General features: G+C 65.2%; 16 protein-coding genes. 8 read left to right on the top strand and 8 right to left on the bottom strand.

Going from position 1 to position 16,336, the window contains the following annotated elements:
- Positions 1 to 98: 98 nt before the first annotated feature.
- The gene (gene clpB / locus FNJ84_RS01450) at positions 99 to 2,741 is read right to left on the bottom strand and encodes an ATP-dependent chaperone ClpB (RefSeq protein ID WP_143791131.1); all 2,643 of its coding nucleotides are present in this window, start codon (positions 2,739 to 2,741) and stop codon (positions 99 to 101) included.
- A 156-nt stretch (positions 2,742 to 2,897) separates the two neighbouring features.
- Between clpB and pyrF the strand changes: the two genes are divergently transcribed.
- Entirely contained in the window at positions 2,898 to 3,578 is a 681-nt protein-coding gene (gene pyrF, locus FNJ84_RS01445) for an orotidine-5'-phosphate decarboxylase (RefSeq protein WP_143791130.1), read from the top strand.
- A 63-nt stretch (positions 3,579 to 3,641) separates the two neighbouring features.
- Here pyrF and FNJ84_RS01440 read toward each other — a convergent pair whose 3' ends face one another.
- The 3 genes from FNJ84_RS01440 to FNJ84_RS01430 form a co-directional block, all read right to left on the bottom strand.
- Positions 3,642 to 4,019 carry a DUF305 domain-containing protein gene (locus FNJ84_RS01440; protein ID WP_143791129.1) on the bottom strand — a complete coding sequence of 126 codons (378 nt, stop codon included), beginning with the start codon at positions 4,017 to 4,019 and terminating at the stop codon, positions 3,642 to 3,644.
- Positions 4,020 to 4,097: 78 nt separating this feature from the next.
- On the bottom strand, positions 4,098 to 4,664 hold the full coding sequence (gene rsmD / locus FNJ84_RS01435; RefSeq protein ID WP_143791128.1) for a 16S rRNA (guanine(966)-N(2))-methyltransferase RsmD: 567 nt from the start codon (positions 4,662 to 4,664) through the stop codon (positions 4,098 to 4,100).
- Positions 4,665 to 4,743: 79 nt separating this feature from the next.
- Positions 4,744 to 5,946 (bottom strand): NAD(P)/FAD-dependent oxidoreductase, encoded by a 1,203-nt coding sequence (locus FNJ84_RS01430; RefSeq protein WP_143791127.1) that lies wholly within the window; start codon positions 5,944 to 5,946, stop codon positions 4,744 to 4,746.
- Between the two features lie 78 nt (positions 5,947 to 6,024).
- Between FNJ84_RS01430 and FNJ84_RS01425 the strand changes: the two genes are divergently transcribed.
- A complete protein-coding gene (locus FNJ84_RS01425; protein WP_143791126.1) occupies positions 6,025 to 6,513 on the top strand; it encodes a peroxiredoxin in 489 nt (162 codons plus the stop codon).
- Between the two features lie 61 nt (positions 6,514 to 6,574).
- Here the strand turns inward: FNJ84_RS01425 and FNJ84_RS01420 are convergent, their stop codons facing one another.
- Positions 6,575 to 7,492 carry a LysR family transcriptional regulator gene (locus tag FNJ84_RS01420; RefSeq protein WP_143791125.1) on the bottom strand — a complete coding sequence of 306 codons (918 nt, stop codon included), beginning with the start codon at positions 7,490 to 7,492 and terminating at the stop codon, positions 6,575 to 6,577.
- 99 nt (positions 7,493 to 7,591) lie between these two features.
- Here FNJ84_RS01420 and FNJ84_RS01415 point away from each other — a divergent pair, with 99 nt between their 5' ends.
- Positions 7,592 to 7,948 carry a hypothetical protein gene (locus FNJ84_RS01415; protein ID WP_143791124.1) on the top strand — a complete coding sequence of 119 codons (357 nt, stop codon included), beginning with the start codon at positions 7,592 to 7,594 and terminating at the stop codon, positions 7,946 to 7,948.
- A gap of 60 nt (positions 7,949 to 8,008) precedes the next feature.
- Here the strand turns inward: FNJ84_RS01415 and FNJ84_RS01410 are convergent, their stop codons facing one another.
- Positions 8,009 to 8,977 carry a nitronate monooxygenase family protein gene (locus tag FNJ84_RS01410; protein WP_143791123.1) on the bottom strand — a complete coding sequence of 323 codons (969 nt, stop codon included), beginning with the start codon at positions 8,975 to 8,977 and terminating at the stop codon, positions 8,009 to 8,011.
- 101 nt (positions 8,978 to 9,078) lie between these two features.
- A complete protein-coding gene (locus FNJ84_RS21895; protein ID WP_185968384.1) occupies positions 9,079 to 9,249 on the bottom strand; it encodes a hypothetical protein in 171 nt (56 codons plus the stop codon).
- Between the two features lie 226 nt (positions 9,250 to 9,475).
- Between FNJ84_RS21895 and FNJ84_RS01405 the strand changes: the two genes are divergently transcribed.
- Positions 9,476 to 10,381, top strand: a complete 906-nt coding sequence (locus FNJ84_RS01405; RefSeq protein WP_143791122.1) for a 5'-methylthioadenosine/S-adenosylhomocysteine nucleosidase — start codon at positions 9,476 to 9,478, stop codon at positions 10,379 to 10,381.
- A 20-nt stretch (positions 10,382 to 10,401) separates the two neighbouring features.
- Here the strand turns inward: FNJ84_RS01405 and FNJ84_RS01400 are convergent, their stop codons facing one another.
- The gene (locus tag FNJ84_RS01400; protein ID WP_143791121.1) at positions 10,402 to 11,574 is read right to left on the bottom strand and encodes an alanine--glyoxylate aminotransferase family protein; all 1,173 of its coding nucleotides are present in this window, start codon (positions 11,572 to 11,574) and stop codon (positions 10,402 to 10,404) included.
- A 193-nt stretch (positions 11,575 to 11,767) separates the two neighbouring features.
- Between FNJ84_RS01400 and FNJ84_RS01395 the strand changes: the two genes are divergently transcribed.
- From FNJ84_RS01395 to dinB, 4 genes are all read left to right on the top strand, one after another.
- Entirely contained in the window at positions 11,768 to 13,510 is a 1,743-nt protein-coding gene (locus tag FNJ84_RS01395) for an ABC transporter ATP-binding protein (RefSeq protein ID WP_143791120.1), read from the top strand.
- Positions 13,511 to 13,515: 5 nt separating this feature from the next.
- Positions 13,516 to 14,238, top strand: coding sequence for a folate-binding protein YgfZ (locus FNJ84_RS01390; protein ID WP_143791119.1), 723 nt, complete (start codon positions 13,516 to 13,518; stop codon positions 14,236 to 14,238).
- 113 nt (positions 14,239 to 14,351) lie between these two features.
- Complete coding sequence (locus tag FNJ84_RS01385) at positions 14,352 to 15,200, top strand: fatty acid desaturase (RefSeq protein ID WP_143791118.1); 849 nt, start codon at positions 14,352 to 14,354, stop codon at positions 15,198 to 15,200.
- Between the two features lie 17 nt (positions 15,201 to 15,217).
- Entirely contained in the window at positions 15,218 to 16,324 is a 1,107-nt protein-coding gene (dinB, locus tag FNJ84_RS01380) for a DNA polymerase IV (protein WP_143791117.1), read from the top strand.
- The last annotated feature ends 12 nt before the right edge of the window (positions 16,325 to 16,336 follow it).

Here is a 16,336-nt window from a genome sequence, read left to right as displayed (position 1 = left end):
CCTGCCCGGCGATTCGATTCCGCAGATCAGCCGGAATCATCCGTCCTGCTGACAGAAAAACGCCTGCCGGGCAAAGGCTCGGCAGGCGTTGAGGGGTATCAGTGCAGGGTCGCGTCGGCCTTTGGCCCTTCGCCGACCGCGCCCAGCTTGCTGCCAGCGCGGCCGATATGATTGCCGACCAGCAGCCCGTCATCATTGGCGCTGACCTTGACCGTCTGGCCGTCCAGCACCTCGCCCGACAGCAGCATCTCGGCCAGCGGGTCTTGCAAGGCGCGCTGGATCACGCGCTTCAGGGGGCGGGCGCCATAGACCGGGTCATATCCCTCATTCCCCAGCCACTGCATCGCTTTTTCGTCCAGATCCAGCGTGATCTTGCGCTGTGCCAGCCGCTGTTCCAAGAGCCACAGCTGGATGCGGACGATGCCGTCCATGTTCTCGCGCGTCAGGCGGCGGAAGATGATGATCTCGTCCAGACGGTTCAGGAATTCGGGGCGGAAATGGCCGCGCACCGCCTCCATCACGTCCTTGCGGGCTTCGGTACTGTCGGCATTGTCTGGCAAGGTCGACAGCGCCTGCGAGCCGAGGTTCGAGGTCAGCACGATCAGCGTGTTCTTGAAGTCCACGCGGCGGCCCTGGCCATCGGTCAGTTGGCCGTCGTCCAGCACCTGCAACAGCACGTTGAAGACGTCGGGATGGGCCTTTTCGACCTCGTCGAACAGGATCACGGCATAGGGGCGCCGACGCACGGCCTCGGTCAGCACGCCGCCCTCGTCATAGCCGACATAGCCCGGAGGCGCGCCGATCAGGCGGGCCACGGAATGCTTTTCCATGAACTCGGACATGTCGATGCGGACCATCGCGTTCTGGTCGTCGAACATGTATTCGGCCATCGCCTTGGTCAGTTCGGTCTTGCCCACGCCCGTCGGCCCGAGGAACAGGAAGCTGCCAAGCGGCCGGTTCTCGTCATTCAACCCGGCCCGCGCGCGGCGCACCGATTTCGAGATGGCGGTGACGGCCTCGGATTGCCCGATCACGCGCTTGCCAAGGATTTCTTCCATCTTCAGCAGCTTCTCGCGCTCTCCCTCCAGCATGCGGCTGGTGGGGATGCCGGTCCAGCGTTCCACGACTTCGGCGATCTGCTCGGGGCGGACGGCCTCTTCGACCATCATGCCATCGGTGGCATCGCTGCCTTCGGATTCCGCCAATTGCTTTTCCAGACCGGGTATAACGCCATAGGAAAGCTCGCCCGCGCGGGCCAGATTGCCTTCGCGCTTGGCCTGGTCCAACTCGGCACGGGCCTTTTCAAGCTGCTCTTTCAGGCCACGCGCGCCTTCCAGCTTGTCGCGTTCGGCCTGCCAGCGGGCGGTCATTTCGGCGCTGCGCTGTTGCAGGTCGGACAGGTCCTTTTCCAGCCGTTCCAGACGGTCCTTGCTGGCGGCGTCATCCTCTTTCTTCAGGGCTTCGGCCTCGATCTGCATTTGCAGGATCTGGCGGTCCAGCGCGTCCAGTTCCTCGGGCTTGCTGTCGACCTCCATGCGCAGACGGCTGGCCGCCTCGTCCACAAGGTCGATGGCCTTGTCGGGCAGGAAGCGGTCGGTGATGTAGCGGTTCGACAGTTCCGCAGCCGCGACCAGCGCCGCGTCAGAAATGCGGACGCCGTGGTGAAGCTCGTATTTCTCCTTGATGCCGCGCAGGATGCTGATCGTGTCCTCGACCGTGGGCTGTTCGACCAGAACCGGCTGGAAGCGGCGGGCGAGGGCGGCGTCTTTTTCGATATACTTGCGGTATTCGTCCAGCGTGGTGGCGCCGACGCAATGCAATTCGCCCCGCGCAAGCGCAGGCTTGATCAGGTTGGCGGCGTCCATGGCGCCATCGGTCTTGCCCGCCCCGACGAGGGTGTGCAATTCGTCGATGAACAGGATGATTTCGCCGCTGGCGGCCTCGATTTCCTTCAGGATCGACTTCAGCCGTTCCTCGAACTCGCCGCGATATTTCGCGCCGGCGATCAGCGCGCCCATATCAAGCGCCATCAGCTTCTTGTTCTTCAGGCTTTCGGGCACGTCGCCGTCGATGATGCGCAGGGCAAGGCCCTCGGCGATCGCCGTTTTGCCGACGCCGGGTTCACCGATCAGGACCGGGTTGTTCTTGGTGCGGCGCGACAGAACCTGCATGGCGCGGCGAATTTCCTCGTCGCGGCCGATGATCGGGTCGATCTTGCCCTCTTCGGCGGCGGCGGTCAGGTCGCGGGCGTATTTCGACAGCGCCTCGTAACCATCCTCGGCACCGGCGGTATCGGCGGTGCGGCCCTTGCGGATGTCGTTGATCGCGGCGTTCAGCGATTGCGCGGTGACGCGGCCGGCGGCCAGCGCGTCCTTGGCATTGGTGTTGGTGATGGCCAGCGCGGTCAGGATGCGTTCGGCCGGCACGAAACTGTCCCCGGCCTTCTTGGCCAGGTTTTCGGCCTCGTCCAGCACGCGAACCATCGAGGGATCGACATAGACCTGACCATTGCCGCCCGACACTTTCGGCAGCTTGGCCACGGCCTGATCGACCGCCTGCTTGACGGCGCGCGCATCGCCGCCGGATTTGTTGATAAGGTTGGTGGCAAACCCCTGATCGTCATCCATCAGGGCCTTCAGCAGGTGTTCAGGCATGACCCGCTGATTTTCATCGCGAATCGCAATGGTCTGCGCGGCCTGCATGAATCCGCGAGACCGCTCAGTGAATTTTTCCATGTTCATGAGTGGAAGCTCCTTTCAAATGCCCCCGCAGTCGTGGCGCCCATATAGGCACGCCCGGTGGCGGGTCAGGTAACGGAAATGGGTCTGACAGAACGGGGTTTCAAGGCAGATTGTTCCGTCTTATAAGCGGTTCGTTTGAAAAAATTGGGGGCGGATATGGATGACCGGCTGATCGTGGCGCTGGACGTGCCGAATGCCATCGCAGGGCTGGAGCTTGCGGGGAAGCTGGGCGATGCCGTCAGCTTCTACAAGATCGGGCTGGGGATGCTGACCGGGGGCGGGCTGGCGCTGGCCAATGAGTTGAAGGAAGAACACGGCAAGCGCATCTTCCTCGACATGAAGCTGTTCGATATCGGCGCGACAGTCGAGGCGGCGGTTCGTGGCCTGGCCCAATTCGATCTGGATTTCCTGACCGTTCATGGTGATCCGCATGTCGTGCGCGCGGCCAAGGAAGGCGCGGCGGGCAGCAATATGAAAATCCTGGGCGTGACTGTGCTGACGTCACTGGACCGGGCGGATCTGGATGCCGGGATGATGCTGCCCGGCGATATTCACGAGATCACCGTGGAACGGGCGGCGCGGGCATTCGAGGCCGGGGCCGATGGCATTATCTGTTCCCCGCGCGAGGCGGCGGCCATTCGTGCCCTGCCCAATGCGCGGCTGATCGTGACGCCGGGGGTGCGCCCCGCAGGTGCCGATCTGGGCGATCAGAAGCGGGTGGAAACCCCGGCCAGCGCGATTGCGGCGGGGGCCGATCATATCGTTGTCGGGCGGCCGATCTGGCGGGCGCAGAACCCGCGCGCCGCCGCCGAGGCAATTCTGGCCGAGATGGCCTGAAATCCACGGCGTCCGGCCGGGATCTGGCCGGGCGCGGCTGACGCGGTTGCGATCAGGTGGCGATCAATCGGCAGCGTGGCCGTTATCGACCAGCCATTTCCGCATCATCTCGATCTCGGATTCCTGCGCGGCAACGACCTCTTCGGCCAGTTTGCGGATTTCCGGGTCCTTGCCATGTTCCAGCACGATCCGGGCCATGGCCACCGCGCCTTCGTGATGCGGGATCATTCCGCGGACGAAATCGACATCGGCATCGCCGGTCGGCTCGACCATCATGTCCTCGTGCATCTGGGTCATCGCCTCGGTATAGGCCGAGGTTGCATCGTCCGCCGCGCTGGTCATGTCTTGGCCGGCATCGCCACTGTCCTGGGCATAGGCGCCAAAGGCCAGGGCGAAGAGGATCGGGCTGAGGGTGGCGACGGCGGCGGTTTTGCGTTTCATGATCTGCCTCATGTTTTGACTGGCCCGAGATGAGCCCGGAACCCTCATCCGCGCAAGCCACAGGGCTGTCACGCAGAGTCACATTGCTGACATACGCGCCAGCGTCACCAACGTGTCGCCATATCGGCGCTGGTCGATTTGCACCAACGGGGCGGGGATGATGGGCGCGCGCGATTCCTCCCATACGATCAGGGCGTTGGGGGCGATCCAGCCGCCGGCCAGCGCCGAGGCGATGGCCTTTTCGCCCAGGGCCTGCCCATAGGGCGGGTCGAGGAAGATCAGCCCGTAAGGTGCGCCGCGATTCTCGCCCAGTTCGGTGGCGTCGCGTCGCCACAGGTCGGTGATGCCCATGGCTCGGGCTTTCTCGATATTGCTGCGGATCAGGGCGCGCGCCTTGACCCCGTCATCGACGAAGGCCACGCGGGAGGCCCCGCGCGACAGCGCCTCTAGCCCCAGGGCGCCGGTGCCGGCGAACAGGTCCAGCACGCGGGCATCGGGGATCGGGTTGCCATGGGTGCCGTTGATCAGCAGGTTGAAGATCGATTCCCGCACGCGGTCGGTGGTGGGGCGCAGATGGGCGCTGGCGTCGCCCTCGCCCAGTTCGGTCAGTTTCAACCCGCGCAGGGTGCCGCCGACGATCCTCATGGCCGATGTCGCCGGGGGGCAGTCTGCCCCCCAGCCCCTTTGGGGCTTCCCCCCGAGGATATTTGGATCAAAGCGAGGGTCATTTCAGCAGGGCCTTCAGGTCGGGGGCGGTTGCGATGGTTTCGGGCGGTGCGGTGCGGCCGGCCTCGATCAGGCGCTTGCCGACCATATAGGCGCGGGCGTCATTCAGCGCGTCGACGGCGATCAGCTGGCCTGCGCGGAAATACCAGACCGAGCCGGATTGGTCGGTTTCACCGGGGCGGGTGATGGTCTGGTCATAGCCGCTGTTGAGGCCCGCGATTTGCAGTTTGGCGTCGAACTGGTCGGACCAGAACCAGGGTTTTGCGGCATAGGGGGTATTGGCGCCCAGGATGTTGTCGGCGGCGGCCTCGGCCATGTCGATGGCATTGCCGACGCTTTCCAGCCGGATGCGATCGCCGTTTTGCGGGAAGCTGGCGCAATCGCCTGCGGCCCAGATATGCGGATCGGATGTGCGGCAATGGGCATCGGTGGCGATGCCGTTGTCGATCACGAGCCCGGCGGCGGCGGCCAGATCGGTGTCGGGGGTGATGCCGATGCCCTGGACGATCACCTCGGCGGGCAGGTGGCGGCCATCGGCCAACTCGACCCCGGTGGTGCGGTCGGTGCCGGTGATCCGGGTCAGGGCGGTGTTTTCCAGGATCGTCGTGCCATGGGCCTGATGCAGGGCCCGGATCATGTCGGCGGTCGGCGCGGCGGCGACGCGGCCAAGGATGCGCGGGGCCGATTCGACCAGTGTGACATCGAGGCCCAGCTTGCGGGCGACGGCCGCACCCTCCAGCCCGATATAGCCGCCGCCGATGACGATCATCCGCGCGCCGGGCCGGATCAGCGGGGCAATGGCGGTGACATCGGCAAGGCTGCGGATGGTGAATGTGCCCGGCAGATGGCCGCCCAACGCGGCGGGCAGGCGGCGCGGCGTGGCCCCCAGGGTCAGGGCCAGCGCGTCATAGGGGTGGCTGCCCTTGTCGGTGGTCAGGATCCGCTTGGCCGGGTCGACGGCGGTTGCGGTTTCGTCAAGGCGCAGGTCGATGCCGTTCTCGGGCCACCAGTCCTCGCCCCGCAATATCAGCCGGTCCAGCCCCATTTCACCCAACAGATAGGCCTTGGACAGCGGCGGGCGTTGATAGGGGGCGACGGGTTCGGTGCCGATCACCGTCAGAGGCCCGTCATGCCCCTTGGCGCGCAGCCGTGCCGCCATTGAGGCCGCTGCCTGTCCTGCCCCGACGATGACGATGCGCATGGTCTGCCCCTGCTGGTCTGATCCCCGGCCGCACCCTATAGTCGCCGCGAATCCGTTGCAATTCATGGAGAGAGCGCGATGACGATCAAAGCCGGTGACAAGCTGCCCGAGGGCGCCTTGATGCGTCTGGACCAGAATGGCCGCCCCGAAACGGTCGGGATGGACCAGCTGGCACAGGGGCGGATCGTGCTGTTCGGTCTGCCGGGTGCTTATACCGGCACCTGCTCGACAGCGCATATACCCAGCTTTATCCGCACGGCCGACCAGTTCCGCGCCAAGGGCGTCGAGCGGATCATTTGCCTGACGGTGAATGATGCCTTTGTCGCTGATGCCTGGGCCAAGGCGACGGGCGCAGACAAGGCCGGGATCGAGATTCTGGCCGATGCCGATGGCAGCGTGACCCGCGCCATGGGGTTGGCCTTTGATGCGCCGCCGGCGGGTCTTTATGGCCGTTGCCAGCGTTGCGCGATGTTGGCCACCGATGGCGTGCTGGAGGTGATCCAGATCGAGGATTCGCCCGGTCAATGCACCATTTCGGGTGGCGAGGCGCTGCTGGAACACGCCTGAGCCTGTCCACTGATCCAGGAAAGGCCGGCCGGTTTCGGCCGGCCTTTTTCATGCGTGGTTCTCAGTCGTTGTGGCGCTCCAGCGCGCGGCAGGCTTCGATGATGGTTTGGCGCAGCCAGCGATGTGCGCGGTCGTTGCGATAGCGGGGGTGCCAGCCGATGTTGATGTCGGGCGGGGTCTGCTCGAAGGGCAGGGGTGCGGCGACAAGCCCGGCCTTGTCATCGGTGGCAAGAATGCTGGGCAGGACGGCGATGAAATCGGATGATCGCAACAGCGCCGGCGCCAGCACATAGCTGGTGATCGAGACGCTGACGCGGCGTTTCCTGCCCAGATCGTGCAGCAGGCGGTCGACGGGGCCGGTAAAGCTGCCCTCGACCGGGGTGACGTTCAGCTGCGGCAAGCGGCAGAAATCATCCAGCGTGATGCGGTCGCCCAGGTCGGGATGGTTTTTGCGCCAGGCGACGCAATTCGGGCTTTGCAGCAGGCGCGTGGTCTGAAAGGCCGCCGGGATCCGGCTGGCGGCGGTGATGGCAAGGTCCAGCTTTCCGGTCTCGGCCTCGGTCACCATTCTGTCGTGATTCAGCGCGCCAGTGGTGATCCGCAGATGCGGCGCCTGCGTCGTGATCGCGTGAAGGACCGGCGGCAGGATCACGGCCAGCGAAACGTCGGTCGTTGCGATGTGAAAATGCCGATTGCTGGTGGCCGGGTCAAAGGCGGTTTCCGCAAAGATCAGGTCGGACATATCCTGCAACAGCATCCGCAGCGGCTGTTGCATGGCCTGCGCGCGGGGGGTGGGCACCATGCCATGCGCATTGCCCACCAGAATATCATCACCCAGCAGGTCGCGCAGTCTGGCCAGCTGTGCCGACAGGGCGGGCTGGCTGATGCCAAGGCGGCGGGCCGCCGCGGTCACGCTGCGTTCGCCAAGCAGCGCATCCAGCGACACCAAAAGGCCCAGATCAGCGCGTTGAATATCCATTCAGATTATCCTGACTATACTGGCAATCAATTTTCATTATGAACACAAAGCCCCTATTTCTCCAGCCATCGCAACATTGCACCTGAACCGGAGATCCCGATGTCCACCAGACTTGCCATTGCCGCTGTGCTTGCCGCCCTTGCCCCCGCCGCCGTTCTGGCCGACAGCGTCACCCTGACCGCGCCGAACAGCGGCGCGACCTTGCAGGGCGAGGCGGTCGATATGAGCGTTTATTTCACCGATGGGGCCGATGGCGCCTATGAGGTTGTCGCAACCTATGTCAGCGATGCGGCACCCGGCGAGCCGCAGCACCTGATCATGGCCTTGGGCGAGGGGGACGATGTCAGCTTTTCGCTGCCCGGCCATGCCGGGACGCTGTATAATTTCCAGCGTGACGGCGGCATTTTGACCGTGACCGGCCAGGCGACGACCTTTGCGCCGCTGAACGGCAGTTGAGCCCCCGCAAAGTCACCGAAAAGGCCCGCCAGATCGTCGTTGGCGGGCCTTTTCATCAGGTTACATACTGGCCAGTTCTGCTTTGGCAGCGGCGTATTCGCGGGCCAGGCGGTCGATCAGGGCGGCTGCGGGGACCACCTCGCGCACCGCGCCGATGCCCTGGCCCGAGCCCCAGATCGTGCTCCAGGCTTTTGGCTTGGACGAGCCCTGGGCGAAATTCATGGTGCTGACATCAGCATGTTCCAGATCGTCCGGGTTCAGCCCCGCATTGCGGATCGAGGGCGCGAGGTAATTCCCCGAAACCCCGGTGAACAGCGACGAGGTGACAATGTCCATCGCGCCGGAATCGACGATCATCTGCTTGTATTCGGGCTGGGCGTTCGCCTCGGTCGTGGCGATGAAGGGGCTGCCGATATAGGCCAGGTCGGCGCCCATGGCACGGGCAGCCAGCACCGCGCGGCCGGTGGCGATGGCGCCAGACAGCAGCAGCGGGCCGTCGAACCATTCGCGGATCTCCTGGATCAGCGCGAAGGGCGATTGCGGGCCGGCATGGCCACCGGCGCCTGCTGCCACCGCGATCAGGCCGTCGGCGCCTTTCTCGATCGCCTTCTTGGCAAAGACGTTGTTGATGATGTCGTGCAGCGCAATGCCGCCGCAATCATGGGCGGCGTCGTTCACCTCGGTCCGGGCGCCAAGCGAGGTGATCCAGATCGGCACGCGGTAGCGGTGGCAGATCTCGATATCGCGCTCCAGCCTTGCATTGCTGCGATGGACGATCTGGTTCACCGCAAAGGGCGCGGCGGGATGGTCGGGATTGGACTGGTTGTGGCGGTCCAGCTCTTCGTTGATGCGGGTCAGCCAGGCTTCCAGCTGGATGGGATCGCCGTCCTTTTCGCGGGCGTTCAGCGCCGGAAAGCTGCCAACGATGCCGGCCTTGCATTGCGCGATCACCAGATCGGGATTCGATACGATGAACATCGGTGACGCAACCACGGGGATGCGCAGGTTTTGCAGAATCGGTGGCAGCATGAAGTCCCTCCCTTGACGTTCGCGTCAATATGCGAGGGGCGCGCGCATTGGGCAAGGTGTGACGCAGGGGCAGAAAGACCGGCAATGCGCCACAAAATCCCTCAGCAATTGCCGCTGAAGATCCAGGTGTTTTCCAAGGTCCGCAGTTGCAGGTTGCTGGGCTCGGCACCGTCGCAGATCATCACCCCGATATTCTGGCGCAGATCGGCCTCGGTCAGCTCCATGCCGGCACTGCCGCTGAACCTGCCGCCGCCGTCATTGTCGATGTTCATCTCGTTCGCCGCAGGCGGCAAGGGCGCCAAGAAGGGCGAGGCAGGAAAGTTGTCTTGTCAGACGCATGGGGCGCTGCGCGTTGATATGCGCGATTAGCTTGCCAAGATTTTGCGGCTGGCAAGGGTGCAATGACTGGAATGGTTTCCGGCAATTGCCGCGGTTGTGGCGATTGGCAAGGCCGGCTGGCTGGGGCAGAGTGCCATGACACCGCGACCGGAGGATCCGATGACCACATTTCGTCACCCTGCATGGGCCGCCGCACTGATCCTGCTGGCCGGTCCGGCCCTGGCACAGGACAGCGCCCCTCGGATCGCCGTCATGTCGGCCTTTCAGCCAGAATGGGTCAGCCTTCAGGCGGATCTGGAAGGGGCCGAGCGACAGGTGATCAACGGCTCGGAATTTGTGACCGGGCGGTTGGGCGGCAAGGATGTGGTGCTGTTCCTCTCCGGCGTGTCGATGGTGAATGCGGCCATGACAACGCAGCTGGCGCTGGATCATTTCGACATCTCGGCCATCGTCTTTTCGGGCATAGCGGGCGGGGTCGATCCGGCGCTGAACATCGGTGATGTCGTGGTGTCCGAACAATGGGGGCAATATCTGGAAACCGTGCTTGCGCGCGAGACTGACGGCCAGTTCGCCATTCCGTCCTTCATGGAATCGCCCTTTCCCAATTACGGCATGATCTTCACGCGCGAGATCAGCGTTGCCTCGGATCGGGGCGAGCCAGAGCGGCATTTCTGGTTCCCCGCCGATGCGGCGATGCTGGAAACCGCGCGGGCGGTGGCGGCCGAGACCGATCTGGCCGAATGCAATACCGAGAATGCCTGCTTGTCGCAGCCGCCGCAGATCCATGTCGGCGGCAACGGCGTGTCCGGTTCGGCATTTCTGGACAATGCCGGGGTTCGCGACTGGATTTTCGGCACCTTCCAGGCGCAGGTGGTCGACATGGAATCGGCGGCCGTGGCGCAGGTCGCCTGGTCGAACCAGGTGCCGTTCATCGCCTTTCGGTCGCTGTCCGATCTGGCGGGCGGCGGCGAGGGCGAGAACGAGATGGGCGTGTTCATGTCGCTGGCCGCCACCAATTCGGCCGAACTGGTCAAGCGGTTCCTGACCGCGCTGCCAGCGGAATAAAGCGGGTGGCGCGGGCCTTTCTAGGCCCGCTCGGCGATGACGCGGATGGCGGCGTCGATCCCACCGGGGCCATGGGCAATGCCAAGCGCGGTCATCCCCGCCTGCATCGAGGCCAGCGTGCCCAGCAGCATCGGCGCGTTGGCATGGCCCATATGGGCCACGCGCAGCGCATTTGCGGGATCGGCCGCGCCCAGCCCGACGCCAAGCGTCACGCCAAGCCGTTCGGTCAGCCAGGCGCGCAACTCATCTGCCTGCGGCAACTGCACCGCCGTCACCGCATGCGCCCGGCATTCGGGATCGGCAACCACCAGCCGGATCGCCGGATTGCCCGCGCCCCATGCATCAAACGCCGCCCAGCAAGCCCGCGCCAGCGTTTCGTGCCGCGCCCAAGCGGCCTCCAGCCCTTCTTCCTCCAGCAACATCCGCAGCGCCTCGTCCAGCGCATAGACCAGCTGGACCGGCGGCGTTCCGCCCCAGAATTGCCAGGCGGCATCCGTCGTTGCACGGGGGTGCCAGTCCCAATAGGGCGTGGTCAGCCCCGTCCGCCCACGCCGCACCACCCGGTCCGAGAACCACGCAAAGCACAGGCCGGGCGGGCACATCAGCCCCTTCTGGCTGGCGGCGATCAGCACATCGACGCCCCAATCGTCCATTTTCATCGGCGCGCAGCCAAGCGAGGCGATGGCATCCACCACCAGCAGCGCGGGATGATCGCCCATCGCCGCCTTCAGCGCCTGAATATCGGCCCGCGCGGAACTGGCCGTATCGGTCTGGCAGACGCAGACCGCGACAATGCCGGCCGCATCGGGGCGGGCAAGGCGCTCGGCCAGGCGGGCAGGATCGGGCGGCGCAAGGCCGAAATCCATCGCCTCGACCGCCACGCCCTGCCGGGTCATCACATCGGCCCAGCTGCGCCCGAAATGCCCCGATTGGATCACCAGAACGCGGTCGTCGCGGTTGAACAGGTTCGACGTCACCGCCTCCCACCCGGCATGACCATTGCCGATATAGGGTGCGACATGGGCGGCGGTGCCGGCGAGTTGCTTCAACCTGGCCACAACGTTCTGAACGACGGCCAGCACTTCGGCCCCATAGATGTCGGGCGAGACCCGATGCATCGCCCGCAGCACGCGGGCGGGCACGGGCGAGGGGCCGGGAATGGCGATGATCGGGTGGCCGGCGGAAAGGCTCATGTCGGGGACCTGACTTGTTTCCGGCCATCGCTAAGCCTCGGGCGCGGCGGCGTCAACTTGTGGCGGACCACTGCTGCGGCGTGACCGTTGCGGTCCTTGCCACGAAACATCCGGCGCTTGGCGTGGGCCTTGCCTTGCCGCCATGCGCCTGCCTGCGCTAACAGAAGGGGCATCGCGTTTGAAACGGACGGGCATGAGCAGACGAACCGACAGAAAGCCCGGCCTGTTCGCCCGGCTGTGGCGCGATTATCTGCGCCAGCATCGCGGGGCGATGGCCCTTGCCTTCGGGCTGATGACAGTCGAGGGATCGACCCTCGCCCTGATCTCGTGGATGCTGAAGCCGCTGTTCGACCGGGTTTTCGTCGGCAAGGAAGCCGGTGCGATCTGGTGGGTCGGCGGCGCGATCTTTGGCATCTTCCTGCTGCGCGCCGTTACGTTGGTGGCCAGCCGGTCGCTGCTGACGCGGATCTCGCTTGGCATCTCGACCGAGATGCAGCGCGACCTGCTGGCGCATATCCTGACGCTGGACGGCAGGTTCTTCAGCCGCAACCCGCCCGGCGCCCTGATCGAGCGGATCCAGGGCGACACCATCGCCGTTCAGGGCGTGTGGTCGTCGTTGCTGACCAGCGCGACGCGCGATGCGATCTCGCTGGTGGGGCTGTTCGCGGTGGCCGTGGTGATCGACCCGCAATGGACGCTGGCGGCGCTGGTCGGTGTGCCGATCCTGATTTTGCCGGCGGCGGTCGTGCAGCGCTATGTCCGGCGCAAGATGCGCCAGAACCGCGTCAATGCCAGCGACCGCGCGACCCGGCTGGACGAGGTGTTGCACGGCATCAATGCCATCCGCCTGAACCGGGCCGAGCAGGCGCAGGTCGACCGTTTCGGCCAGATCGTCGGCCGCATTCGCCGCGCCGAGGTCAAGGTTGCGGCCACCAGCGTGGTCATCCCGGCATTGACCGATATCGTCACCGGCATCGGCTTTGTCGCCGTTCTGTTTCTGGGCGGCAGCGAGGTGATGGAGGGCGAACGCAGCATCGGCGAATTCATGTCCTTCTTTACCGCGCTGGCCCTGGCCTTCCAGCCGATGCGCCGGCTTGGCGCGACCGCAGGCATCTGGCAGACGGCGGCCGCCAGTCTGGAACGTATCTATCAGGTCTTCGACACGCCGCCGACGATCCGGTCCGGCCCGCGCATCGCACCGCCGTCCGATACCTCGATCACGCTGGAAGATGTGTGGCTGTCCTTTGACGACCAGCCGGTGCTGCGCGGCCTGACCTTCACCGCCTTGCCGGGCCAGACCACGGCCCTGGTCGGACCTTCGGGGGCCGGCAAGTCGACGGTGTTCAACCTGCTGACCCGCATGGTCGATCCTGACCGCGGCCAGGTGCTGCTGGGGGGCGTGCCGGTTCCCGAATACGACCTTGCCACGCTGCGCGACCAGTTCTCGACCGTCGCGCAGGAAGCCGCGCTGTTTGACGAAACCCTGCGCGAGAATATCCTGATGGGCCGCCCCGATGCCGGCGATCAGGACGTGACCCGTGCCATAACCGCCGCCCATGTGGCCGAGTTCGCATCGGGGCTGCCCGGCGGTCTGGACAGTCCCGCCGGGCCACGCGGCTCGAACCTGTCGGGCGGCCAGCGCCAGCGCGTCGCCATCGCCCGCGCCGTGTTGCGTGACGCGCCGATCCTGCTGCTGGACGAGGCGACCAGCGCGCTGGACACCGCCAGCGAACGGCTGGTGCAGGACGCGCTGGACCAACTGTCCCAGGGCCGCACCACGCTGGTCATCGCGCATCGGCTGTCGACCATCCGTCAGGCCGACAAGATCGTCGTGATCGAGGCCGGCAGGGTTGTCGAAGAGGGCACGCATGCCCAGTTGATGAACCAGGGCGGGGCCTATGCGCGGCTCGTCCGGCTGCAATTCGGAGAAGACTGACCGGCATGACCCGCACCATCATCCGCATCAGCGGCGAGGATCGCATCGAGTTTCTGCAAAACCTCGTCACCAATGAAATCTCGCACGGCCCCGCCTGGTCGGCGCTGCTGACCCCGCAGGGTAAATATCTGGTCGATTTCCTGACCGTCCCTGATGGCGACAGCCTGTTGCTGGATGTGGATGCCCGCCTGTCCGACGACCTTCTGCGCCGCCTGACGATGTATAAGCTGCGCGCCAAGGTCGGGCTTGAACAGACTGACCTGACCGTCGCGCGCGGCACCGGCCCCGCGCCTGACGGTGCTATAGCCGACCCGCGCCACCCGGCGCTTGGCTGGCGGCTGTATGGCCGCGCGGGTGATGACGGCAGCGATTGGGATGCGATCCGTGTCGCCAACACCATCCCCGAAACCTTGATCGAGTTGATCCCCAACGACACCTACCCCTTGGAGGCCGGTTTCGAGCGCCTGCACGGCGTCGATTTCCGCAAGGGCTGCTATGTCGGGCAAGAGGTCACCGCCCGGATGAAACACAAGACCGAATTGCGCAAGGGTTTGCGGACCCTGCGTATCGAGGGCGCGGCACCCGTGGGCACCCCGATCCTGATGGCTGACGGGCGCGAGGCCGGGACGCTGTTCACCCAATCCGGCGGTCGGGCCATTGCCTATGTGCGGTTTGATCGGTTGGGCGAGGGGATGCAGGCGGGCGAGGCACGGGTGCTGCCCGATTGACGGCGCCCACACCGCAGTGATTTGTGCGTCTTTCATGTCTTGCCATTGCCGGTTGGCCCTTCGATCATAACGGCAGCTTAGACACGGCTTGTTTTAAAGATTGGATCTTTCAGGTGGCACAGCGCATTGAACAGCCGCCCCAAGGGGTCGCTTGGCGCGACCTGGCGCGGGTTTCCCGTTATCAGTTCGTTATTGAGCTGGCATTGCCACTGCCTTGGCTGCTCGCCTCGATCTGGCTGTATTCCGGGCCGTTCTGGCCGCTTGGCCTGATCGCCAGCTTCTTCTTTTTCCTTTGCTGCCTGCGTCTGAATCACGAGGCGATCCATGGGAATCTGGGCCTTGCCCGGCGGTGGGATCATGCGGTGATGCATGGTCTCAGCGCGCTGATGCTGGGCTCGAACCACGCCGATGCCTTTTGTCACCTGCTGCACCACAAGGACACGCTTGGCGAGGGCGATCATGAAGGCCATTGCGCCGATATGCCGGCCTGGAAGGTGCTGCTTTACGGCCCTCGTTTTCCGGTGGACCTGAACCGCGCGGCCTGGCGGCAGGGTGGCGCGCGCTGGCGGCGGCGCGTCGTGATCGACTGGGTCCTGATCGTCGCATTTGCCGGTCTGTGTCTTGCCAGCGGCCAGCGTGGCTTGCAGTTTCATGTCGCGGCGATGGCGATCGGGCAATGTCTGACTGCCTTCTTCGCGGTCTGGATCACGCATCAGGGGACAATCGGCACTGGCCTTGCCGGCCGCAGCCAGCGCGGGCCGCTGGCATTTCTTGCCTATCACATGTTCTATCATCGCGAGCATCACCTGTTTCCAAAGGTGCCGGTCAGCCGGCTGCCCGATCTTGCCCGGCGGCTTGACAGCACCGTGGCAGGCTATGCGCAGCAGCGACTTGCGGTAGTGCCCTTGTCCCGCGAAAGCCGGCGTGGCCACACCCAAGACGGTGGCGGAAAGCTGTTGTAACATCGGCAAAGACGCCAATGATCGGCCTGCCAACCATGCCCGCTGACCAACCAGCCCACCGCAAGATCATCCATATCGACATGGATGCCTTCTATGCCTCGGTCGAGCAGCGCGACCATCCCGAGTTGCGCGGCAAGCCGGTCGCGGTCGGTGGGGCGGCGCTGCGTGGCGTCGTGGCGGCGGCCAGCTATGAGGCGCGGGTGTTCGGCGTGCGCTCGGCCATGCCGTCGGTCACGGCGGCGCGGCTGTGCCCTGACCTGATCTTTGTGCGCCACCGTTTCGATGTCTATCGCGCCGTCAGCGCCCAGATCCGCGACATCTTTGCCGACTATACCCCGCTGGTCGAGCCGCTGTCGCTGGACGAGGCCTATCTGGACGTGACCGATCACCTCTGGCCCGGCCAGACCGCCACGCAGGTCGCGCGCGAGATACGCGCCCGCATCCACGAAACCACCCGCCTGACCGCCAGCGCAGGCGTCAGCTACAACAAGTTTCTGGCCAAGCTGGCATCCGATCAGAACAAGCCCGACGGGCTTTGCGTCATCACGCCGGAACGCGGGCCGGATTTCGTGCTGGCCCTGCCGGTGGGCAAGTTCCACGGCATCGGCCCGGCGACGGCCGGGAAGATGCAGGCCATGGGCATTCAGACGGGCGCCGACCTGCGCGCGCAGCCGCTGGAATTTCTGCGCGCCCGCTTTGGCAAATCCGGGCAATATTACTGGAACATCTCGCGCGGGATCGACCACCGGCAGGTGCGGCCAGACCGTGTCCGCAAGTCGGTGGGGGCCGAGAATACCTATTTCACCGATCTGATGACGCTTGCCGAGGCGAATGACGCGCTGGTCCCGCTGGCCGACAAGGTCTGGCGTCATCTGGACGCCCGCGAGTTATGCGGCCGCACGGTGACGCTGAAGGTCAAGTTCGCGGATTTTCACCAGATCACCCGCGCCCGCACCCTGCCGCGCCCGGTCGCATCACAAGCCGAAATGCTGGCCATCGCGGGCGAGCTGGCCGCGATGGTGCTGCCCGATGCACGCGGCGTTCGGCTGTTGGGCATCACGCTGTCGGGTTTCGATCACGAAAACCCGGTCGAGCATGTGCAGCTGCGGCTGTTTGACGAATAGGCGGGCCGCCAC

Source organism: Paracoccus sp. M683, assembly GCF_007096355.1.
Taxonomy (GTDB): Bacteria; Pseudomonadota; Alphaproteobacteria; order Rhodobacterales; family Rhodobacteraceae; genus Paracoccus.
This window is presented reverse-complemented; position numbering and strand designations above follow the sequence as displayed.